This is a genomic window from Cytobacillus kochii, from assembly GCF_020171845.1.
GTDB classification, from domain to species: domain Bacteria; phylum Bacillota; class Bacilli; order Bacillales; family Cytobacillaceae; genus Cytobacillus; species Cytobacillus kochii.
This window is the reverse complement of sequence record NZ_JAIVAM010000005.1, coordinates 112,660-135,004: the sequence shown is the minus strand read 5'-3', so window position 1 is coordinate 135,004 and position 22,345 is coordinate 112,660. Positions and strand designations below refer to the sequence as shown.

The following is a 22,345-nucleotide window of genomic DNA, read 5'->3' as shown; positions in this document are numbered from 1 at the left end:
ACCGCAAGCAACTCTATTGATGCATCTTTGCTAGTGAAGATCACTATGAAAACAGAAAAAACCTACCTTAATTGTGAATCCTCTGGCAAAACAACCATACAAAAATCCCTGTATGTATGCATTTTGCATGATCCTGCGGCGTAACTACATCCCCCAGCCTATAGAGAGGCGCTGAGTTTTTAACCATCATATTTGATTCTATCGAAGCTGTTTTGTTTTCGCCTAAAAAAACAATTCTAATTCTCCTTGGACATGCATATCTTCAAAAGAGCAAGTCCCGAGGAGGCTAAAGAGATGACGTTGTTAGTAGGTGAAGTCTTAACTTTAAGTTTAATGGCGTTTGCCTTAGGAATGGATGCATTTTCAGTTGGATTAGGTATGGGGATGTACAAATTAAGGTATCGGCAAATATTATATATAGGCTTTACGATTGGAGTATTTCATGTCATCATGCCATTGTTAGGAATGATGGCAGGGAAGTTTTTATCGGTTTATTTTAGTGAGATTGCTGCCTATATTGGTGCCGGTTTGTTGATGCTTTTGGGCCTGCAAATGTTCTGGTCAAGCTTAAAGGCTGAAAAAGAAAGTCTGTTAACACCTGTAGGTTTTGGCTTATTAATTTTTGCTTTAAGTGTAAGTTTAGACAGCTTTTCAGTCGGGCTTACATTAGGTGTATTGGGGGCAAAAACGGCTCTTGTTCTTACATTATTTGGTGTAATTGCAATGGTTCTTACTTGGGCAGGATTAATGATAGGAAGAAGAATGCAAGGGTGGTTCGGTAAATATAGTGAGACACTTGGAGGGGCGATTCTTTTTGCTTTTGGCGTCAAAATGTTATTCATGTAATATGGTTAAAATTTCCTAATAAAAAGCAGTTAAGGTGCGTATTATTGATGTATTTCGACAAAAAATTCTTAAAATTGTCGAAATATGTCGGTGATAGACACCTTATTTTGTCTATATCAAATAGGAGTTTTGGATTATAATGTAAGAGAAGGAGGCGAGCTTTATGGCTCACGTTTTATTTATTTGTACAGGTAACACTTGTCGAAGCCCCATGGCTGAAGCGATATTACGTCATATAGACATTCCTGATGTGAAGGTGAAATCTGCGGGGATTTTTGCAAGTCAAGGTGGACCTGCATCTGCTTATACATCGCAAGTTTTAGAAGAAGAGGGCATAAGCATCAATCATCAATCAGCTCAATTGAATGAAGAGCTTATTCAATGGGCGACACATATATTAGTGATGACTAATGGACATAAACATGCGATTTTATCACATTTTCCTAATGCTAAGGGAAAAGTTTTTTTAATAAAAGAGTTTGCTTATGATGGTAAACAAGAAGATATCATTGATCCATTCGGGGGGACGTTGCAACAATATAAAGAAACCTATAATGAACTACAGGGAAGTATAAGAAAAATAGCAGAAATATTAAAAGATAGGAATCAAGATAAACAAAGATGAACAGGTTGAAGTAGGGGGCAATCATGGAGACGCGTAAGATGAAATTTAGTTTAAGAAAAAAATTGGTTCTTCTCATCTCAGTATTAGCCGTTATTACATACTCAATAAGCGCGATATGTATTCAGTTCGTATATCCTTTAATGGGAAATATGCCGATTAGTAAAGAATTTTTTACGATTATTGTCCTTTTGCTTGGAGCGATATGGTCTGCGATCTTAGCGTTTATTGCAGCAGGGTTTATTACAAAACCACTTAAAGACTTAGAGCATTCTGCTATAAAAGCAGCGAATGGTAATTTACAAGAAAAGGCACAGGTGTCGCGTTCGGATGATGAAATACGTTCTTTAGGATTAGCCTTTAATCAAATGTTAACGAGTTTAAGAGAAATGATTGAACGAATTGATGAGAACTTTGCTATGACAAATAAAAAAGTGCACGAAATTTCCTCGGAGTCTTCGGTTGCTAATGAGCAGGCTGAAGCAATTGCTACAACTATCTCAGAAATATCTCAAGGAGCAGAAAACTCAGCGGTCGCAACTCAATCTGTTGCCGAACTTGTTGATGAAGTCATTCGAATTGCTGAAGAAGTTCAGGTGCAGGCAAAGCAATCTGAGCAAGTATCTGAAGAGCTTTTCGGTGATCTGAATAAATCCAAACATGCCATGCATTCACTTATTTCTGGAATAGAAAAACTAGCAGTAGGTAATCAGAAATCGTTAGAGACTGTAAAAATTTTAGAAGAAAATGCAGTCAAAGTAGAACAAATTATCCAACTTGTTGGCGATATTGCCACGCAAACAAACTTATTAGCATTAAATGCTTCTATTGAAGCGGCGAGAGCAGGAGAGCATGGTAAGGGCTTTGCTGTAGTAGCCGAAGAAGTGCGCAAGTTGGCTGATGAAAGTGCGAAAGCTGTGCAAGGAATATCGGAATTAATAAAAAACATTCAAGAAGAAGTGCGTAATGTGGTCAGTCAAATTTCTAATCAAGTGGAGTCTGCCAATCAAGAAGCACAAAAAGGGACCGAGACACATGCCGTCATTGAAGAGATGACGCAAACTGTAGATCAAATGAATGCTGCAGTGACCATGATTAAAGATCTAGTAGATAAACAAATGCATGCCATGCAGGAAACTTCAGCCCAATCGCAGCAAGTAGCAGCGATTGCGGAGGAAACGTCTGCTGGTGCACAACAAGTTGCTGCTTCAACTGAGGCTCAAACATCTGTGATTGATACAGTCGACATACTAGTAAAAGAATTACAAGAGCAAGCAAACCAGTTAAAAACAGATATGAATAAATTTAAAGTGTAGCCTACCCAACTGAAAAGTAATTGCATCTTTATAATTTTTAAATTTTGTGTCAGAATAAAGTGATAATCATACAATCAAGTTTGATTGGAGGCATAAAAAAATGAAAGTTGCAATTGCATCAGATCACGGTGGATTAAACATTCGTGCGGAAATAAAATCATTATTAGAAGAACTCAATATTGAATATGAAGATTTTGGTTGTGAGTGTAGTACTTCTGTAGATTACCCTGATTATGCTTTGCCGGTTGCTGAAAAAGTAGCGAGCGGTGAATTTGATAAAGGTATTCTCGTTTGTGGGACAGGGATTGGGATGTCTATAGCAGCCAATAAAGTGAAAGGTATTCGCTGTGCGCTTGTTCATGATACTTTCAGTGCGAAAGCAACCAGACAGCATAATGATAGTAATGTGTTAGCGATGGGAGAAAGAGTCATTGGCCCAGGGCTTGCAAGAGAGATTGCCCAAGTATGGCTTGGCACGGATTATGAAAGCGGTCGTCATCAGAACCGTATTGGGAAGATAGATCAATACGAAAAAGAAAATTTATAAAACTTTGTTGCATATGTTGACTTCATGAAAGGAAGGAAGACATATGCATCTTTTTTATCTATTAGCTAAGGTTATGAATAAATCTGAGAAGAGAGGGAGCATCTGACGATGGAAGAGTTAACACAACAATGGCGGGATATTTTAACAGAGTTTACACAAAAAGTCTCACTAAACGAAGACAAATTAATTGTTATTGGCTGTAGTACGAGTGAAGTGATGAGTAATCATATCGGCACGGCTGGTTCAGAGGGTGTGGCTGAATTCATCTTTTCAGAACTAATGAACTTACAAAAACAAACAAATGTTCAAATCGCTTTTCAATGCTGTGAGCATTTAAATCGCGCCATTGTTCTCGAACGGGCATCCGCTAAGAAGTATAACTTAGAAGAGGTGAGTGTTGTGCCAATCCGAAAAGCGGGTGGTGCGATGGCGACTTATGCGTTTCAACATTTGGATGACCCTGTTGTAGTCGAGCATATAAAAGCTGATGCAGGGATAGATATCGGTGATACCTTCATTGGCATGCACTTGAAGCATGTGGTTGTACCTATACGTCTTTCATTAAAAGAAGTAGGTGGTGCACACGTCACATTAGCAACGACTAGGCCGAAGTTGATTGGAGGAGAAAGAGCGGTCTACCAATAGAAATAGTCAATGTCTGATAATGTGCCGGTAGCGATAATAAGTAGATAAATGACGTATGTTGCTCATTATTTCTGCACACCTTTTATTCAAAAATACCAACTTTACCCTCTATTTCATAATCATTTACATGTAACCGTTTTCCGTTAGTATGGATAATTTTTTTCTCTCAATAAACAGTAAGCTTGCCTGTATCCTCCCGAAAAAACATGATAGAATAAAGGAGAATTTTCATAATAGCTATTCATTTTTGATAGTGTGGTAGAGATAAGGGAGGATTATTGTATGAAGCATTTAGCGCAGCAGGACGAGCAAGTTTTCAAATCAATTCAAGATGAATTAGGACGTCAAAGAAGTAAGATTGAATTAATCGCTTCAGAGAACTTTGTGTCAGAGGCGGTAATGGAGGCACAAGGATCTGTTCTCACGAATAAATATGCTGAAGGGTATCCTGGTCGTCGTTACTATGGTGGCTGTGAGCATGTAGATGTAGTGGAAGATTTAGCTAGAGATCGTGCGAAGCAAATCTTTGGAGCCGAGCATGCGAATGTTCAGCCTCATTCAGGTGCGCAAGCAAACATGGCAGTGTACTTCACGATTTTAGAACAAGGTGATACTGTCCTTGGTATGAATCTATCCCACGGTGGCCACTTAACGCACGGGAGTCCTGTAAACTTTAGTGGTGTCCAATATAATTTCGTTGAATATGGTGTAGACGAAACATCTCATACCATCAATTACGATGATGTATTAGCAAAAGCGAAAGAGCATAAACCGAAGCTAATTGTAGCAGGTGCAAGTGCGTATCCTCGTGTAATTGACTTCAAGCGTTTCCGTGAAATTGCAGATGAGGTTGGCGCTTATTTAATGGTCGATATGGCTCATATTGCGGGCTTAGTGGCAGCTGGTCTTCACCCTAATCCAGTACCATACGCTGATTTCGTAACAACAACAACTCATAAAACATTAAGAGGTCCACGTGGTGGTATGATTCTTTGCAAAGAAGAATTTGCAAAAAAAATCGACAAATCGATTTTCCCAGGTATTCAAGGTGGTCCATTAATGCATGTCATTGCCGCTAAAGCTGTAGCTTTCGGAGAGGCATTAGAAGATAGCTTTAAAGAATATGCGGAAAGCATTATCACAAATGCTAAGCATTTAGCAGAGTCACTTAAAAAAGAAGGCATCGACTTAGTATCTGGTGGAACAGATAACCATCTTTTACTTGTAGATGTTCGTTCATTAGGTTTAACAGGTAAAGTAGCAGAAAAAGTACTTGATGAAGTAGGTATTACTGTTAATAAAAATACAATTCCATTTGATCCAGAAAGCCCATTTGTGACAAGTGGGATACGTATTGGTACAGCTGCAGTTACTTCTCGTGGATTTGCAAAGAACGATATGGAAGAGATTGCTTCTATTATCGCGTTCACGTTGAAAAATGCGGAAGACGAAGAAAAGTTAGCTGAAGCTTCACAACGAGTCGAAGCATTAACAAGCAAATTTATTTTATATCCAGAAAGATAATCATCTAGTTTATCCAGCCTTCTCTTGAGGGCTGGATTTTTGTTAAGTTATGCCAACTATAACGAATGTTCTAAAAGCATCTTCAACATTTTCTTTTCTTCCAATGGGAATAAATGTTTCTACGTCAAGAATCGTAGTTGCCCCACAAACATTTTTTCTGTAAAATAGTACGAAGTGTGATTTGTACAATCAGTAAAAGGAGAGATATTTATGGCAAAAGTATATGTTTTCGATCATCCATTAATCCAACATAAGCTTACATACATTCGTGAAAAAAATACAGGTACGAAAGAATTCCGTGAACTCGTTGATGAAGTATCAACTTTGATGGCTTTCGAAATCACGAGAGATATGCCTTTAGAAGAAATTGAAATAGATACACCGGTTCAAAAAACAAATTCAAAAGTGCTTTCTGGAAAGAAAATGGGAATTGTACCAATTTTACGTGCGGGTATTGGGATGGTAGACGGTATTTTGAAATTAATCCCTGCAGCTAAAGTAGGACATGTTGGCCTATATCGTGATCCAGAGACTTTAAAGCCAGTTGAGTACTATGCAAAATTCCCTGGTGATATTGAAGAGCGTGATTTCATTGTTGTTGATCCAATGCTTGCAACAGGCGGATCTGCAATTGAAGCAATCAATTCTTTGAAAAAACGCGGAGGAAAAAGCATTAAATTCATGTGTTTAATTGCTGCACCTGAAGGGGTAGAAGCATTAAAAGAAGCCCATCCAGATGTGGATATATATATCGCTGCATTAGATGAAATGTTAAACGAAAAAGGCTACATCGTTCCTGGTCTTGGGGATGCGGGAGATCGTTTATTCGGTACGAAATAATAAAATAAAGTTAATTATAGAAAATGAGCCCGTCCTTGGACGGGCTTTTTTACAAGAAGTGGATCTGATAAAGATCTGTTCGACAGCTGTTTGTCGGAAGGTGAGTGCAACCAGCACTTCTTTTAGAAAGGTGGACGAGTGTTTTATGCAAAGACCGATTAAGGTAATGAGTATATTTGGAACAAGACCTGAAGCGATAAAGATGGCACCGCTTATTCTTGAGCTCAACAAGCACCCACAAGACTTTCATTCTATCGTTACAGTGACTGCTCAACATCGAGAAATGCTTGATCAGGTGCTTAGGATTTTTCAAATAGAACCGGATTTTGACTTAAATATTATGAAAGCAAGACAAACGTTAGTAGAAGTGACAAACCGTGTATTGTCTGGTTTAGATGAAGTAATGAAAGAGGTTGAACCAGACATTGTTCTTGTTCATGGGGATACAACAACATCATTTGCGGCTAGTTTAGCAGCTTTTTATAACGGGATTACTGTCGGTCACGTGGAGGCAGGCTTACGCACTTGGAACAAATTTTCTCCTTACCCAGAAGAAATGAATCGTCAGCTGACAGGTGTAATCAGTGATCTTCATTTCTCGCCAACAGAGAAATCGGCCGATAATCTATTGCGGGAAAATAAATCTGCAGAGCAAATATTCATTACGGGTAATACGGCGATTGATGCGTTAAAAACCACAGTTCGACCGGAATATCAGCATGAGATTTTAGAGAAAATTGGTGACGATCGCTTAATCTTGATGACAGCCCATCGCAGGGAAAATCTTGGCGAGCCGATGAGACATATGTTTAAAGCGATCAAAAAAATTGTCGAAACGCATGAAGATGTACAATTAGTATACCCTGTTCACCTAAACCCTGCTGTAAGAGAAGTCGCGAATGAAATTTTACAAGGGCATCCTCGGATTCATTTGATTGAACCACTAGGAATGATCGACTTTCATAATTTTTCCTCGCGTGCCCATTTAATTTTAACTGATTCAGGTGGTGTACAAGAAGAAGCACCATCGCTAGGAGTGCCTGTGTTAGTGTTGCGTGATACAACAGAACGCCCTGAAGGTATTCAAGCAGGTACATTGAAACTCGTTGGTACAGATGAGGAAGTTATCTATGCAAACGCTCATGAACTATTAACTAGTAAACAGGCGTACGATGCGATGTCGAAAGCTTCTAATCCATACGGGGATGGTCACGCTTCTGAAAGAATCGCAGAGGCCATTAGGTATTATTTTCGTGAAGGTTTAAAGAGGCCAGCTCCATTTAAGCCCTTAATATCATAACGCTATTTTTGTAACGGATGTAGCTTTTAACTACTTATGACACTTGATTCTTTTCATTGTGCACTAGACACTCGCTTTTTCGCGAAGATCATATAAGCATCCTCGGATTTTGCCTGCACGGTAACTCGAGGATTTCTGCTCCATTCCACATGGTTTTAAACAGCCTATAATAAAAAAGGTGATTGCCTAAGTTTAAAAAAGGTATTCACCTTTTTTATTTGCGCTTCCCATTATATTCCGTAGTATAGGGAGGCAAGAAATCGAAGACGCTAACATAAAAAAGGAGGCGTCGTAATGAAGAAAAATCTATTTATTCTCGTTATTATTCTTTTTCTTTTTCCTTGTACGTTAGGTATGAGCGCATCTTCATCTCAACTAATTGTGCCTTCCTTGGATGAAATTCAAACAGAAGAACAAGTAGCTATCATCGTTTATAGTGATGACGCTGACTTACAAGTAGAAAAGGAGAAGCTCAAAGCACAAGGTGTCGCAATAAGATACATATTTAACTATGCCCTCAAAGGATTTTCAGTTGAAGCAACAAATGATAAGTTAGCACAAATAGAAGGGAATCAACCAATTCATCACCTTACGACCGTACAAAATTATACTGTGCAAGCAGAGAATGACAATATTCAGCTGATTGGTGGAGAAGCCATTAGAGGATATTTTGATGATGATAATCACCGCCTCACTGGAGAAGGTGTTAAGGTTGGCGTCATTGATACGGGAATTGATTATCGTCACCCAGATTTACGCATTAGTTATGGTGGTGGGAAAGACCTCGTGGACCAAGATGACGATCCGATGGAAACAGTGAATATGGGACGGTTGGATACATTGCACGGCACCCATGTGGCAGGTATCATTGCAGCCAACGGAAAAGTAAAAGGTGTAGCACCAAAAGCAGAGATTATTGCCTATCGTGCTTTAGGCCCAGGAGGAAGCGGGACGACAGAGCAAGTGTTACAAGCAATAGAACAAGCAATGAAAGATAAAGTAGATGTCATTAATCTTTCATTGGGAAATAATGTGAACGGACCTGATCTCCCTATTAGTCTTGCTTTAAATAAGGCAGTCGATAGTGGAATTGTTGCTGTTACATCATCGGGTAATTCAGGGCCTGGCATATGGAGTGTTGGCTCACCGGGTACGGCTGCCAAAGCTATTTCTGTAGGAGCTTCTACCCCTACATTAAAAGTACCTTATTTACATATTGGTAAAAAAGAAATGAAGTTGTACCCAATGCAAGGAACGATTCCATGGGATTTAAATAAATCATTTGAGTTATATAACGGTGGCATTGGGAAAGAGGAGCAATTAAAAGGGGCTAATGGAAAAGTAGTTATTGTTGAGAGAGGGGAATTAACTTTCACGGAAAAAAGTAAGAATGCCAAGGAAGCAGGAGCAATTGCTTTGCTCATTTACAATAATACACCGGGCTCCTTCATGGGCAATTTAGAAGAGCTGTTAGATATCCCGGTTGTGTCCTTAACGAAGGCAGATGGGGAAGAGATTAATCAAGAGCTTTCACAAGCTAAAAGATTATATGGACAAACAGTGATAAAGGAAGAAAAAGACATCTTAGCTGAATTTAGCTCAAGGGGTCCTGTGACTTCTACTTGGGAAATAAAGCCCGATGTGGTTGCACCAGGAGTAGCCATTAATAGTACGGTACCTGGTGGGTACACACCATTACAAGGAACAAGTATGGCAGCGCCTCATGTGGCGGGGGCAGCTGCTTTGTTAATACAGGCTCATCCTGATTGGCGACCTGAACAAGTAAAAGCAGCACTCATGAATACAGCCTTATCTATGGTGAATGAAGATGGTACACCTTACCGGACTTTTGAACAAGGTGCGGGCCGGATTCAATTGAAGGAAGCATTAATGACATCCACATTGATCTATCCATCGTCCATACAGTTTGGTAAGTTTAAGTTATCAGAACAACATCATGACCATGTAGCAAAAATTACGGTAGAAAATACAACCGATGAAAAGCAGTCCTATGCTTTTGAAATCCCGAAAAAACAAAAGGGGATTGAATGGCGTCTACCATTATCATTTATGCTTGAGCCTAAGGAGAAGAAAACCATTCGTTTACATATGATCGTTAATCCGAAAGAACTCACTGAAAAACTGGCAGACGGTACGATTCGATTGAATAGTAATAAGCAAACGATTCAGCTTCCTTATTTATACGTATTGGAAGAACCGGATTATCCCCGTGTCATGGGCTTTAGTTTTGGTAAAGGTGATAGTAAGAAAACGTATCGCTATGAAGTATATTTACCAGGTGGAGCTGAAGAGTTTGGGATTGCTTTATTCGATTCAACTTCATTAACTTTTATAGGCATGCTCGATTGGAAGAAAGATGTAAAGAAAGGCCAGGTAGAAGAGGATTTAGTCATAAGCGATTTACCACAACCTGGTTTGTATATTGCAAAAGTATTTGCTCGCAAATCTGGACAAGAAGATTGGATAGAGACCCGTTTATTCATTGGGGCTAATGGTGAATTAGAAATGATAGGGAATTAAGCAGTATAAAATTATTATAATTGAAAAACAATTGGCAAAAATAACGCATAAATTTTCTGAATTTGCAAGAAAAATCTAGTGAAGATTTTATGAAAAAAGTGTGAACATCCATATTTTGCCCAAAAGAGAACTGGCGAAATTCCCATTAAACGCATTGACATTGACATGCCCCTATTGTATGCTTACAAAGGGTATTATTGATAAGGTTTTCATGAGCAGATTTTATAGTTTTATATCATATGAAAATGACGATTTAACATACTGCTTTCCTCAGAAAACCTCTTACCATTCTCGACTGAGAGGATGCGTTTTAATGCGTCATAATGACCGTCGCCCTTTTAAAGCGATGGCACTCATGTCCGCCATTCTTTCCCAATTAGTAGGCGCCATCCTTCTAGGTGTTTTTGCTGGAAGATGGTTCGATCGGTTACTAGAGACCGAACCACTGTTTCTAATAATCGGTTTATTACTAGGTTTGACAGTGGGCATTTATGCCATGCTTCGTTTAATCCAACAATTTTTTTCAGGAGAATAAACAAATATGCCGGAAATACAAGAAAGATTCAGTAGACAACGTAAATACATGCTTTTCTTGTTGTCGTTCTTTGTACTCGGCTGGGGCTTTACGTCTTATCAATCTATCTTTCTTGGCCTGATTTTGGGAACCGTTCTCAGCTTCTTTAATCTTTGGTTAATTGTAAGGAAGATGATTCAGTTCCGAGAAGCAGTAGAGAAAGAGCAAAAGGTGCGTTCACTAGGAACAATGTCGCGAATGGCATCTGCCGCTTTGGCAGTTATCATCGCACTGGAGTATCCAGCGTATTTTCACCTTATAAGTGTAGTGTTGGGATTAATGACGTCCTATTTAGTCATTATGATAGATTTTTTTCTTCAATCTTTTCATTTACGTAAAAAGCGGGAAGAGAGGTGAATAATTTATGGATCATGGAGCTCCATTGAGAGAATTTATGGGGTTAACCTTCAACTTATCTAATATTTTGATGATAACAGTAGCAAGTGCGATAGTTTTCTTAATTGCTGTCATTTCAACTCGTCGTTTAGCAATGAAGCCGACAGGCATGCAAAACTTTTTTGAATGGGTGATGGACTTCGTTAAGAACATCATCAACAGCAACATGGCATGGAAAGATGGTGGTAGATTCCACGTGCTTGGAATCACACTCATCATGTACGTATTTGTATCGAACATGCTAGGACTTCCATTTGCAGTCACCTATAACCACGAGCTATGGTGGAAATCACCAACAGCTGATCCGGTCGTAACGCTTACACTAGCAGCGATGGTGGTAGGTCTTTCACATTATTATGGTGTGAGAGTGAAGGGTCTGAAAGAATATGGGAAAGATTTCTTCAAGCCAATGTGGTTTATGTTCCCATTGAAAATCATTGAAGAGTTTGCCAACACATTAACACTTGGTTTGCGTCTTTACGGTAATATTTATGCAGGGGAAATCCTACTGACATTACTTGCAGGATCACTTGCAACAGGGTTCTTAGGACATGCTGTAGCAGTATTACCAACATTATTATGGATGGGATTCTCCGTATTTATCGGTGCTATCCAAGCATTTATTTTCTGTATGTTAACAATGGTTTATATGTCTCACAAAGTGAGTCACGACCATTAATATATACCTGTTCATTACATGAACAAAACATGTTTGATAAAAATAATTATATTCCAAAATTTTAAGGAGGAAACAAATAATGGGTCTTATAGCAGCAGCAATCGCAATCGGTTTAGCAGCACTTGGTGCAGGTATTGGTAACGGATTAATCGTTTCAAAAACAGTTGAAGGTATGGCACGTCAACCAGAAGCTCGTGGTATGCTTCAAACTACTATGTTCATCGGGGTAGCGTTAGTTGAGGCGATTCCGATCATCGGCGTAGTTATCGCATTCATGGTTATCGGTGGCTAATTTTTTGTATTTGTAAAATGGCGAAGATCATCACAAGTGGACCTTCGCCTTTCCTTTATGTGAAAATCAATCGAATGACTTTAAAATAGTTTGACCTTAAGTGAACGTCTCTTGAAGGGAGTGAATCGAGGGTGTTATTAGATAGTTATGTATTAGGTGCATCTGGCGGCTTTAATGGTGGCGACATCGTATTCCAATTGATTATGTTCATCATTTTGTTAGCTTTAATTAAAAAGTTTGCATGGGGCCCACTTATGGGAATCATGAACCAACGTGAAGAACATATCGCTGGTGAAATTGAAGCAGCAGAAGCAAGTCGTGTAGAGGCGAAGAAATTACTAGAAGAGCAAAAACTTCTATTAAAAGAAGCGCGTACAGAAGCGCAAACGTTAATTGAAAGCGCGAAAAAGCAAGGTGAAGCGCAACGCGAAGAGATAATTGTTGCGGCACGTGCTGAAGGCGATCGTTTGAAAAATTCTGCAAAACTTGAAATCGAGCAGCAAAAAGAACAAGCTGTATCAGCTATTCGTGAACAAGTTGCTTCATTATCTGTCCTAGTTGCTTCGAAAGTCATTGAGAAGGAATTAAGTGCAGCCGATCAAGAAAAACTAATTAACGAATATATTCAAGAGGCAGGCGAGAAGCAATGACGAGCTCAATAGTGGCAAAACGTTACGCGTTAGCTCTATTCCAGCTTGCGAATGAACATCAGCTTCTTGACCAAATGGAAGATGAGCTTCGTGCAGTGAAAGACGTAGTGAATCATGACTCTGAATTTAAAGCAGTGCTAAAGACTCCTAAGCTCTCTATTCAAAAAAAGAAAGAGATCGTAAAAGAAGCTTTTGCATCTGTTAACACATATGTGATAAACACTTTACTCATCATGGTGGAGCGTCATCGTGAAGATGAAATCACCGGTATGGTCGAGCATTTCTTAGACCTATCAGATGAGCAAAAAGGAATTGCTGAAGCGAAAGTTTACTCTGTTCGTCCTTTAACTGATGAAGAGAGAAGCGCTTTATCTGCAACATTTGCAGCTAAAGTGGGCAAGCAATCCCTTCGTATAGAAAATATCGTTGATTCAAATTTATTGGGCGGTGTCAAGCTTCGCATAGGAAACAAGATTTTCGATGGCAGCTTACGTGGCAAGCTAGATAGACTTGAGCGACAATTGTTAGGCTAAGATTCGTAGATAGGGGTGAAACTCATGAGCATCAAAGCTGAAGAAATCAGTGCGCTGATAAAAAAGCAAATTGAAGGTTATCAGTCGGAAATTCAAGTGAGTGATGTCGGTACAGTTATCTCAGTAGGTGATGGTATCGCGCGTGTTCATGGTTTAGATAACGCCATGGCTGGCGAACTTGTTGAATTTTCGAATGGCGTTATGGGTATGGCGCAAAACCTTGAAGAAAGTAACGTCGGTATTGTTATTTTAGGACCATTCACAGAGATCAAAGAAGGCGATGAAGTACGCCGCACAGGACGCATCATGGAGGTACCAGTAGGTGAAGAACTTATTGGCCGTGTTGTAAACCCTCTTGGACACCCTGTTGATGGAATGGGACCAATCAATACAACAAAAACTCGTCCGATTGAAGGACCGGCTCCAGGTGTTATGGATCGTAAATCTGTACATGAGCCATTACAAACAGGTATTAAAGCGATTGACGCATTAGTGCCAATCGGTCGTGGTCAACGTGAGTTAATCATCGGTGACCGTCAAACAGGTAAAACATCTGTTGCAATCGACACCATTTTAAACCAAGCTGACCAAGATATGATTTGTATCTATGTTGCAATTGGTCAAAAAGAATCAACTGTACGTAATGCTGTTGAAACATTACGTAAAACAGGTGCACTAGATTACACGATTGTTGTAACTGCATCTGCATCTCAACCAGCTCCATTACTTTACTTAGCACCATACGCTGGGGTAGCAATGGGTGAAGAGTTCATGTATAACGGTAAACATGTACTAGTTGTTTATGATGACTTAACAAAACAAGCATCTGCTTACCGTGAACTTTCATTATTATTACGTCGTCCTCCAGGTCGTGAAGCATATCCAGGGGATGTATTCTACTTGCACAGCCGTCTTTTAGAGCGTGCAGCTAAACTAAGTGACGCAAAAGGTGCCGGTTCAATCACTGCGCTACCTTTCATTGAAACACAAGCAGGTGACGTTTCTGCCTATATTCCAACAAACGTTATTTCTATCACTGACGGACAAATCTTCCTTCAGTCTGACCTATTCTTCTCTGGTGTTCGTCCAGCGATCAACGCAGGTCTTTCTGTATCACGTGTTGGTGGTTCTGCACAAATCAAGGCAATGAAAAAAGTAGCTGGTACATTACGTCTAGACCTTGCTTCATTCCGTGAACTTGAATCATTCTCTCAATTTGGTTCAGATTTAGATGCAGCAACACAAGCGAAGTTAAACCGTGGTGCTCGTACAGTTGAGGTTCTTAAACAAGACCTTAATAAACCACTTAAAGTAGAAAAGCAAGTTGCGATTCTTTATGCGTTAACTCGTGGTTTCCTTGATGATATTCCAGTTGAAGATATCCGTCGTTTTGAAGAAGAATATCTTACTTGGTTAGATCAAAATCATAAAGAATTGCTTGACCATATCGCTACAACTCAAGGCCTTCCGGCTGATGAAGATATGGCAGCTGCAATTAACGAATTCAAGAAAACGTTTGTGGTTTCTGAATAATCATTGCAGAGTTAGACAGGATGGGATTGTTGTCCCTTCCTGCCTTTTCATGCATTGTTTTTACAGGATCTAATGAAATATAAGGGTTGGACAGCCTACGCGCTAACCAATCAAACACACTTAAGTATAAGGGTGGTGAGAACCTGTGGCATCATTACGTGATATAAAGAACCGAATCAATTCTACGAAGAAAACAAGTCAAATTACTAAAGCTATGCAGATGGTATCAGCTTCAAAGATGACTCGTGCGGAAATGAATGCAAAAGCATTTGTACCTTATATGGAAAAAATCCAAGAGGTAACAGCTTCTATTGCACTTGGTAGTGCAGATGCATCACATCCAATGTTAGTGAGCCGTCCGGTTAAGAAAACGGGTTATGTCGTCATTACATCTGACCGTGGACTAGCTGGGGCATTTAACAGTAGAGTTCTAAAAGCCGTTAACCAAACAATTCAACAAAGACATAAGTCTAATGATGAGTTTGCGATAATAGCGATTGGTAGAATGGCCGTTGATTTCTTCAAAGGAAAAGGGATGAATGTAATCGTCGATATCGTCGGCGTAGCAGACCAGCCATCATTTGCTGAAATCAAAGACTTAACAACTAAAACGGTTGGTATGTTCTCTGATGAAACATATGATGAGCTATACATTTATTACAATCACTATGTCAGCGCAATTACTCAAGAAGTAACATCGAAAAAAATCTTACCACTAACAGACATTTCTAGTGGATCAGACCAGTTAACTTCGTATGAATTTGAGCCTTCCGCTGAAGAAATTTTGAAAGTATTGCTACCTCAGTATGCTGAAAGCTTAATCTATGGTGCATTATTAGATAGTAAAGCTAGTGAGCATGCCGCGCGTATGACAGCGATGAAGAATGCTACGGATAATGCGAAAGATCTAATCAATGCATTAGACTTAAGCTATAACCGTGCGCGTCAGGCTGCAATTACTCAAGAGATTACTGAAATTGTCGGTGGAGCAGCTGCTCTAGAATAATTAAATAGCATTTCTTATTAGGAGGGAAAAAGATGAACAAAGGACGCGTTCTTCAAGTTATGGGTCCGGTTGTTGACGTAAAGTTCGAAAACGGTCAATTACCAGCAATCTATAACGCATTGCAAATTGATAACACTTCGCGTAACGAATCTGAAGTTGGAATCAACTTAACCCTTGAAGTTGCCCTTCATTTAGGTGATGACACTGTACGTACAATTGCTATGTCTTCAACAGATGGTTTACAACGTGGAACTGAAGTATTAGATACAGGTGCAGCCATCTCTGTACCAGTAGGTGATATCACTCTTGGCCGTGTATTTAACGTACTAGGTGATACAATTGACCTGGATCCAGCCATTACGGGTGATGCTCGTCGTGACTCTATTCATAGAGAAGCACCTACATTCGAAAAACTTTCTACAGAAGTAGAAATTCTTGAAACAGGAATTAAAGTAGTAGACTTACTTGCTCCTTACATCAAAGGTGGTAAAATCGGTCTATTCGGTGGTGCCGGTGTTGGTAAAACCGTTTTAATTCAAGAGTTAATCAATAACATCGCTCAAGAGCACGGTGGTATTTCTGTATTCGCTGGTGTTGGTGAGCGTACACGTGAAGGTAATGACCTTTACTATGAAATGACTGACTCAGGCGTTATTAAGAAAACAGCAATGGTATTCGGACAAATGAATGAGCCGCCTGGAGCACGTATGCGTGTTGCCCTAACTGGTTTAACAATGGCTGAATATTTCCGTGATGAGCAAGGACAAGACGTTCTTTTCTTCATGGATAACATCTTCCGTTTCACGCAAGCAGGTTCTGAGGTATCTGCCCTACTTGGTCGTATGCCATCTGCCGTTGGTTACCAACCAACACTTGCTACTGAAATGGGTAAATTACAAGAACGTATCACTTCAACGAATGTTGGATCTGTTACATCAATCCAAGCGATTTATGTACCTGCCGATGACTATACTGACCCGGCTCCAGCAACAACTTTCGCTCACTTAGATGCGACAACAAACTTAGAGCGTAAATTATCTGAAATGGGTATTTACCCTGCCGTGGATCCATTAGCATCTACATCACGTGCACTTTCACCTGAAACAGTTGGTGAAGAGCATTATGAAGTAGCTCGTACTGTACAACAAACATTACAACGTTACAGAGAGCTTCAAGATATTATCGCGATCCTAGGTATGGATGAGCTTGGAGACGAAGATAAGCTTATCGTTGAACGTGCGCGTCGTATCCAATTCTTCTTATCTCAAAACTTCCACGTAGCAGAGCAATTTACAGGCCAACCAGGTTCTTATGTTCCTGTAAAAGAAACTGTTAAAGGATTTAAAGAAATCCTTGAAGGTAAATATGACCACCTACCAGAAGATGCTTTCCGTCTAGTTGGTCGTATTGAAGAAGTAATTGAAGCTGCTAAAAAAATGGGCGTAGAGGTATAATTTAGGACCAGGAGGGTAAAAAATGAAGACGATTAAAGTCAGTGTTGTTACTCCCGATGGCCCGGTGTATGAATCCGATGTGGAAATGGTAAGTACCAAAGCTGAAAGTGGAGAGCTAGGTATTTTAGCAGGTCACGTCCCTATGGTTGCACCGTTACAAATTGGAGCTGTCCGTCTAAAGAAAGAAAATCAATCTGATTTGGTTGCTGTTAGCGGTGGTTTCCTCGAAGTACGTCCGGACCAAGTAACGATTTTAGCGCAATCTGCGGAACAAGCGACTGATATCGATCTTGATCGTGCCAAACGTGCAAAAGATCGTGCAGAACAACGTTTGAATGAAACAAAGCGTGAAAACGTCGACTTCAAACGTGCAGAACTTGCACTAAAACGTGCGATGAATCGTATCAATGTTTCGGAGAGAAATATATAATCATCACGAACACGAGCCAAAATGCTGCTGCTGAAGCAGGATTTGGCTCGTGTTTTTTTATGTACGAATTAGTGCGACTAAATATTAAATCCCTTCATGTGATGAAATCCCTTTGGTTTGAGGATTTCTTAAAAGAGTCTAAAATCAGTTCCCAACCCTGTTTCCTTCGTTCATCCTTGACACAAAGCTATATTCGAACGATTTCCTCCCAACTCTATCCATCATTCACATTCTCATTTCAAGATAACAAAAGCAACAATCAATCATTTTTTCAAATAAGATTGAGTAAAAAAGATATATCCTAAACAACTTGTCATATAAATGAGTAAGGACAGGTGGAATTGATCTTTGGATTATCGACAGAATATGGCAGGAATGTTATAATGTATCCGATTACATTTTAAAAATTATGAATAATTTTATTATTGCAGGGGGGATGATATTGGAATTATGGCATCTGTATCAAAATAATTATTTGATAGTCCTTTCTTTTATAATTATCGGTGTGCTATTACCATTAGTTGCTCTATTTTTCGGGAAATTATTGCGACCATATCAACCAAATGAGAATAAGTATACTACTTATGAAAGTGGAATTGATCCCTTTCAAGACTCAAGGGTACAATTCACGGTTCGTTATTACATGTTTGCTCTTCTTTTCGTCATTTTTGATGTGGAGACTGTGTTTTTATATCCATGGGCCGTAGCATATGAAAAATTAGGCATATTTGCTTTAATAGAGATGCTGATTTTCGTGTTTATGTTAGTGATAGGTTTAATATATGCTTGGAAAAAGAAGGTGCTGAAATGGATTTAAAATTAGACCAAATGAGTGAAAAGGAAATGGCTGAAATTCAGCGTAATATATTCATGTCTACATTAGAGCAGCTAAAAGGATGGGCTAGAAGTAATTCATTATGGCCGATGACGTTTGGGCTCGCCTGTTGTGCCATTGAAATGATGGGTGTGGGTTCTTCTCACTATGATCTCGATCGTTTTGGCTCTTTTTTCCGCACTTCTCCACGACAATCTGATGTCATGATTGTATCTGGTACCGTCACGAAAAAAATGGCTCCAGTCATTAGGCGGCTTTACGATCAAATGCCTGAACCGAAGTGGGTGATTGCCATGGGCTCTTGTGCGACTGCAGGTGGTCCATATGTTTATTCTTATTCTGTTGTAAAAGGGGTAGACCAAGTGGTCCCAGTTGATGTGTACATACCTGGTTGTCCACCTAATCCTGCAGCACTCATTTACGGTGTCAATAAGTTAAAGGCAAAAATCCGTTATGAGGCGAAAACAGGAAAGCGGGTGATCTGACTTGGATGAAAAAGATAAAGAGCGGTTAAAAAAGGAAGCAGCGGAAAAAGCAAGAGCAGCTGCACAAAGAAAACGGGAAGAGAGGGAAAAGAAAAAAGAAGAATCGCATGACTCAGTATCGGAAGTGAACCAAACAAAAGATGATGTTACATCCAATCAAGATCTAGAAAAACAAAAAGCAGCGGCCGCCGCTAAGGCAAAAGCAGCCGCAATAGCAAAGAAAAAAGCAAAAGAAGCAGAAGGAACAGAAACAGAGCCAACCTCCAATCAAGATCTAGAAAAACAAAAGGCAGCGGCCGCCGCCAAGGCAAAAGCAGCCGCATTAGCAAAGAAAAAAGCAAAAGAAGCAGAAGGAACAGAAACAGAGCCAACCTCCAATCAAGACCTAGAAAAGCAAAAAGCGGCGGCCGCCGCTAAGGCAAAAGCAGCCGCATTAGCAAAGAAAAAAGCAAAAGAGACAGAAGGAACAGAAACAGATTCAACATCAAACCAAGACTTAGAAAAACAAAAGGCAATCGCTATTGCCAAAGCAAAAGCAGCCGCTGCAGCGAAACGAAAGGCAAAGAACGCGAATGAAAGTGGCGATTCAGAGAAGGCTAAAGCGATCGCAGTCGCTAAAGCAAAGGCAGCTACAGCAGCAAAGGCAAGAGGGAAAACAACTCAAGCAAAAGAAACAGAAGAGCCAGAACCTATCACACCATCACCTCAACAACCAATCTTAGATCGTTACCTCAACATTGTAAAAGAACACTACAAAGATGATATTTTAGAAGATTCCTATATTAATCGTATGAGCAAGCATGTGCCAACTATTGTTGTTAAGCTAGAACATTACTATTCCCTTGCCTTGTTATTCAAACAACATAGTGGTCTTCATTTTGAATTTTTATCAGAATTACATGGAACTGATTTTGAAACATATATGGAGATTTATGTTCATTTATACTCCTTTAAAAATAAGCAGTCTGTCGCTTTGAAAGTGAAAATGGATCGTGAAAATCCAAGGGTTGATTCTATTGCATCTATATGGCCAGGTGCGAACTGGCCAGAGTGTGAAGCATATGACCTCCTTGGTATTCAATTTACCAACCACCCTGACCTACATCGCATTATGCTTGGGGAAGATTGGGTTGGTCATCCTCTCCGCAAGGATTATGAACCTTATGATGTGGAGGTGTAAAAGGCAATGATTAGAACAGAAGAGATGTTATTAAATGTGGGACCACAGCATCCCAGTACACATGGCGTTTTTCGTCTTGTTATCAAAATAGATGGAGAAATGATTATTGATGCCAAACCAGTCATCGGTTATCTCCATAGAGGAACAGAAAAAATAGCTGAAAACCTACAATATACACAAATCATTCCCTATACAGATCGCTTAGATTACTTGGCCGCGATGACAAATAATTATGTGCTGTGCCATGCAGTTGAAACGATGATGGAGCTAGACATTCCTGAACGAGCGGAATACCTTCGCATCATCACGATGGAACTCGGTAGAATTGCTAGTCATCTTGTTTGGTGGGGTACATATTTGCTTGATTTAGGGGCGACAAGTCCATTTTTATACGCTTTTAGAGAAAGAGAAATGATCATTAATTTATTAAATGAAATCTCAGGTGGCCGTCTGACATTTAATTATATGAGAGTAGGCGGAGTGAAGTGGGATGCACCAGACGGTTGGATAGAAAAAGTAAAGGCGTTTATTCCTTACATGAGAGAGCAGTTAGCGGGTTACGGAGATCTCGTAACCGGGAATGAAATTTTCCTTAATCGTGTAAAGGGTATCGGTCAATACACAAAAGAAGAGGCAATGGACTATTCCTTAAGCGGAGCCAATTTACGTTGTACTGGGCTTGCTTGGGATTTACGGAAAAGTGAACCTTATTCCATTTACGACCGTTTTTCTTTTGAAATATGTACAGCAGATACAGGTGATGCATGGGGAAGGTACCAAGTGCGTATCCAGGAAATAGAACAAAGTTTACGGATACTCGAGCAAGCAGTGGAGCAATTCCCTGAAACAGGTGAAGTCATGGGTAAGGTTCCTAAAGTCATTAAACCGCCTAAAGGAGAAGCATTTGTACGCATTGAGTCTCCTCGAGGAGAGATCGGTTGTTATATTGCCAGTGAAGGTAAGAAAGAGCCATATCGTCTGAAATTTAGACGGCCGTCTTTTTATAATCTGCAAATCTTACCGAAGTTACTAGTTGGACAGAATATGGCTAATTTAATCGCGATCCTTGGCGCAATTGATATCGTGCTTGGGGAGGTGGACGGATAATGATTGAAGGATTATTAACCTCTGAAGCGACATGGCTCCATTTCTTCATTTATTTTGCATTAACGGTTCTGCTGTTATTTATTGTTCTAGGCTTTGTCACTTATGCCATTTTAGCAGAAAGAAAGGTTATGGGCTTTATGCAATTGCGGCATGGGCCTAACCAAGTAGGAGGAAGATGGGGGCTATTACAAACAGTTGCGGATGTCTTGAAACTACTGATTAAGGAAGATGCCATTCCGCGAGCAGCAGATAAACCATTATTTATTCTTGCGCCGTTAATTGCTTTTACACCTGCTTTTATGGTTTTAGCAATCATTCCATTCACTGATCGATTTCAATTCGCTGATATCGGTGTTGGTTTGCTTTATTATATTGCTGTCTCTGGTATTACGACTGTCGGAGTTGTGACCGCAGGGTGGGCTTCGAATAATAAATATGCATTAATGGGGGCAATGAGGGCAGCCGCACAGATGATATCATATGAAATTCCACTAGTTATGTCGGTCATTGGTGTCATTCTCCTGACAGGAAGTATGAATTTAAATGATATTGTGTTAGCACAAGAAAATGGCTGGTATATTCTTTGGCAACCGATTGCCTTTATCGTCTTCTTTATTGCAGCAGTAGCTGAATTGAATCGGGTGCCGTTTGATTTGGCTGAAGCGGAGTCGGAACTTGTTGCAGGTTATTTTGTTGAGTATACCGGTTTTCGTTGGGCGTTCTTTATGTTAGCTGAGTATGTGTATATGTTCGCAATGTCAGCGTTAATAACTGTCGTCTTTTTAGGTGGTTGGCTACCATTACCCTATTTAGGGTTTATACCGGGAGCCGTTTGGTTTGCGCTTAAATTTATGGTTGTTATCTTTCTGCTTATTTGGTTCCGTGTTACTTTCCCAAGGATACGTGCCGACCAACTAATGGAGTTCGGCTGGAAGGTATTATTGCCAGTAGCAATTGCGAATATCTTCCTCACTGCATTATTAAAAGAATGGATCAATCTATTTTAAAGG

General features: G+C 39.7%; 24 protein-coding genes. All 24 read left to right on the top strand.

The features are described from left to right. The first annotated feature begins 294 nt into the window (after positions 1 to 294). The 24 genes from LCM23_RS09675 (at position 295) to nuoH (ending at position 22,342) form a co-directional block, all read left to right on the top strand. On the top strand, positions 295 to 846 hold the full coding sequence (locus LCM23_RS09675; protein ID WP_095371577.1) for a manganese efflux pump MntP: 552 nt from the start codon (positions 295 to 297) through the stop codon (positions 844 to 846). A gap of 163 nt (positions 847 to 1,009) precedes the next feature. Then, on the top strand, positions 1,010 to 1,471 hold the full coding sequence (locus tag LCM23_RS09670) for a low molecular weight protein arginine phosphatase (protein WP_224936764.1): 462 nt from the start codon (positions 1,010 to 1,012) through the stop codon (positions 1,469 to 1,471). Between the two features lie 23 nt (positions 1,472 to 1,494). Next, on the top strand, positions 1,495 to 2,784 hold the full coding sequence (locus tag LCM23_RS09665; protein ID WP_224936763.1) for a methyl-accepting chemotaxis protein: 1,290 nt from the start codon (positions 1,495 to 1,497) through the stop codon (positions 2,782 to 2,784). 100 nt (positions 2,785 to 2,884) lie between these two features. Beyond that, the gene (rpiB, locus tag LCM23_RS09660; protein WP_224936762.1) at positions 2,885 to 3,331 is read left to right on the top strand and encodes a ribose 5-phosphate isomerase B; all 447 of its coding nucleotides are present in this window, start codon (positions 2,885 to 2,887) and stop codon (positions 3,329 to 3,331) included. Between the two features lie 108 nt (positions 3,332 to 3,439). Continuing rightward, the gene (locus LCM23_RS09655; RefSeq protein ID WP_224936761.1) at positions 3,440 to 3,976 is read left to right on the top strand and encodes a TIGR01440 family protein; all 537 of its coding nucleotides are present in this window, start codon (positions 3,440 to 3,442) and stop codon (positions 3,974 to 3,976) included. 282 nt (positions 3,977 to 4,258) lie between these two features. Further along, the gene (gene glyA, locus LCM23_RS09650; RefSeq protein WP_095371582.1) at positions 4,259 to 5,500 is read left to right on the top strand and encodes a serine hydroxymethyltransferase; all 1,242 of its coding nucleotides are present in this window, start codon (positions 4,259 to 4,261) and stop codon (positions 5,498 to 5,500) included. A gap of 210 nt (positions 5,501 to 5,710) precedes the next feature. Beyond that, positions 5,711 to 6,340, top strand: a complete 630-nt coding sequence (gene upp / locus LCM23_RS09645; RefSeq protein WP_095371583.1) for a uracil phosphoribosyltransferase — start codon at positions 5,711 to 5,713, stop codon at positions 6,338 to 6,340. Between the two features lie 145 nt (positions 6,341 to 6,485). Next, entirely contained in the window at positions 6,486 to 7,640 is a 1,155-nt protein-coding gene (gene wecB / locus LCM23_RS09640; RefSeq protein ID WP_224936760.1) for a non-hydrolyzing UDP-N-acetylglucosamine 2-epimerase, read from the top strand. A 294-nt stretch (positions 7,641 to 7,934) separates the two neighbouring features. Continuing rightward, a complete protein-coding gene (locus LCM23_RS09635) occupies positions 7,935 to 10,181 on the top strand; it encodes a S8 family serine peptidase (RefSeq protein ID WP_224936759.1) in 2,247 nt (748 codons plus the stop codon). 313 nt (positions 10,182 to 10,494) lie between these two features. Next, complete coding sequence (locus LCM23_RS09630) at positions 10,495 to 10,716, top strand: AtpZ/AtpI family protein (RefSeq protein WP_095371586.1); 222 nt, start codon at positions 10,495 to 10,497, stop codon at positions 10,714 to 10,716. Positions 10,717 to 10,722: 6 nt separating this feature from the next. Next, positions 10,723 to 11,112 carry an ATP synthase subunit I gene (locus LCM23_RS09625; protein WP_095371587.1) on the top strand — a complete coding sequence of 130 codons (390 nt, stop codon included), beginning with the start codon at positions 10,723 to 10,725 and terminating at the stop codon, positions 11,110 to 11,112. A gap of 7 nt (positions 11,113 to 11,119) precedes the next feature. After that, entirely contained in the window at positions 11,120 to 11,830 is a 711-nt protein-coding gene (gene atpB / locus LCM23_RS09620) for a F0F1 ATP synthase subunit A (RefSeq protein WP_224936758.1), read from the top strand. 79 nt (positions 11,831 to 11,909) lie between these two features. Next, positions 11,910 to 12,122 (top strand): F0F1 ATP synthase subunit C, encoded by a 213-nt coding sequence (atpE, locus tag LCM23_RS09615; RefSeq protein WP_095371589.1) that lies wholly within the window; start codon positions 11,910 to 11,912, stop codon positions 12,120 to 12,122. 131 nt (positions 12,123 to 12,253) lie between these two features. Further along, complete coding sequence (locus tag LCM23_RS09610; RefSeq protein ID WP_224936757.1) at positions 12,254 to 12,772, top strand: F0F1 ATP synthase subunit B; 519 nt, start codon at positions 12,254 to 12,256, stop codon at positions 12,770 to 12,772. Next, positions 12,769 to 13,305 (top strand): F0F1 ATP synthase subunit delta, encoded by a 537-nt coding sequence (locus LCM23_RS09605; RefSeq protein WP_224936756.1) that lies wholly within the window; start codon positions 12,769 to 12,771, stop codon positions 13,303 to 13,305. Before LCM23_RS09610 ends, LCM23_RS09605 begins: the two co-directional genes overlap by 4 nt. Positions 13,306 to 13,329: 24 nt before the next feature. After that, positions 13,330 to 14,838 carry a F0F1 ATP synthase subunit alpha gene (gene atpA / locus LCM23_RS09600; protein ID WP_095371592.1) on the top strand — a complete coding sequence of 503 codons (1,509 nt, stop codon included), beginning with the start codon at positions 13,330 to 13,332 and terminating at the stop codon, positions 14,836 to 14,838. 145 nt (positions 14,839 to 14,983) lie between these two features. Next, positions 14,984 to 15,844: a F0F1 ATP synthase subunit gamma gene (locus tag LCM23_RS09595; protein WP_224936755.1), complete on the top strand. Its 861-nt coding sequence runs from the start codon at positions 14,984 to 14,986 to the stop codon at positions 15,842 to 15,844. A 32-nt stretch (positions 15,845 to 15,876) separates the two neighbouring features. Further along, positions 15,877 to 17,298, top strand: a complete 1,422-nt coding sequence (atpD, locus tag LCM23_RS09590; RefSeq protein ID WP_224936754.1) for a F0F1 ATP synthase subunit beta — start codon at positions 15,877 to 15,879, stop codon at positions 17,296 to 17,298. A 22-nt stretch (positions 17,299 to 17,320) separates the two neighbouring features. Then, positions 17,321 to 17,728 (top strand): F0F1 ATP synthase subunit epsilon, encoded by a 408-nt coding sequence (locus tag LCM23_RS09585; RefSeq protein ID WP_224936753.1) that lies wholly within the window; start codon positions 17,321 to 17,323, stop codon positions 17,726 to 17,728. Positions 17,729 to 18,170: 442 nt separating this feature from the next. Further along, the gene (locus tag LCM23_RS09580; RefSeq protein WP_095371596.1) at positions 18,171 to 18,545 is read left to right on the top strand and encodes an NADH-quinone oxidoreductase subunit A; all 375 of its coding nucleotides are present in this window, start codon (positions 18,171 to 18,173) and stop codon (positions 18,543 to 18,545) included. After that, positions 18,536 to 19,048 (top strand): NuoB/complex I 20 kDa subunit family protein, encoded by a 513-nt coding sequence (locus tag LCM23_RS09575; RefSeq protein ID WP_157733862.1) that lies wholly within the window; start codon positions 18,536 to 18,538, stop codon positions 19,046 to 19,048. Before LCM23_RS09580 ends, LCM23_RS09575 begins: the two co-directional genes overlap by 10 nt. 1 nt (position 19,049) lies before the next feature. Beyond that, positions 19,050 to 20,228 carry an NADH-quinone oxidoreductase subunit C gene (locus LCM23_RS09570; RefSeq protein ID WP_224936752.1) on the top strand — a complete coding sequence of 393 codons (1,179 nt, stop codon included), beginning with the start codon at positions 19,050 to 19,052 and terminating at the stop codon, positions 20,226 to 20,228. Between the two features lie 6 nt (positions 20,229 to 20,234). Beyond that, complete coding sequence (locus LCM23_RS09565) at positions 20,235 to 21,335, top strand: NADH-quinone oxidoreductase subunit D (RefSeq protein WP_224936751.1); 1,101 nt, start codon at positions 20,235 to 20,237, stop codon at positions 21,333 to 21,335. Further along, on the top strand, positions 21,335 to 22,342 hold the full coding sequence (gene nuoH, locus LCM23_RS09560; protein ID WP_095371600.1) for an NADH-quinone oxidoreductase subunit NuoH: 1,008 nt from the start codon (positions 21,335 to 21,337) through the stop codon (positions 22,340 to 22,342). The genes LCM23_RS09565 and nuoH overlap by 1 nt, the downstream gene beginning before the upstream one ends. Positions 22,343 to 22,345: the final 3 nt, after the last annotated feature.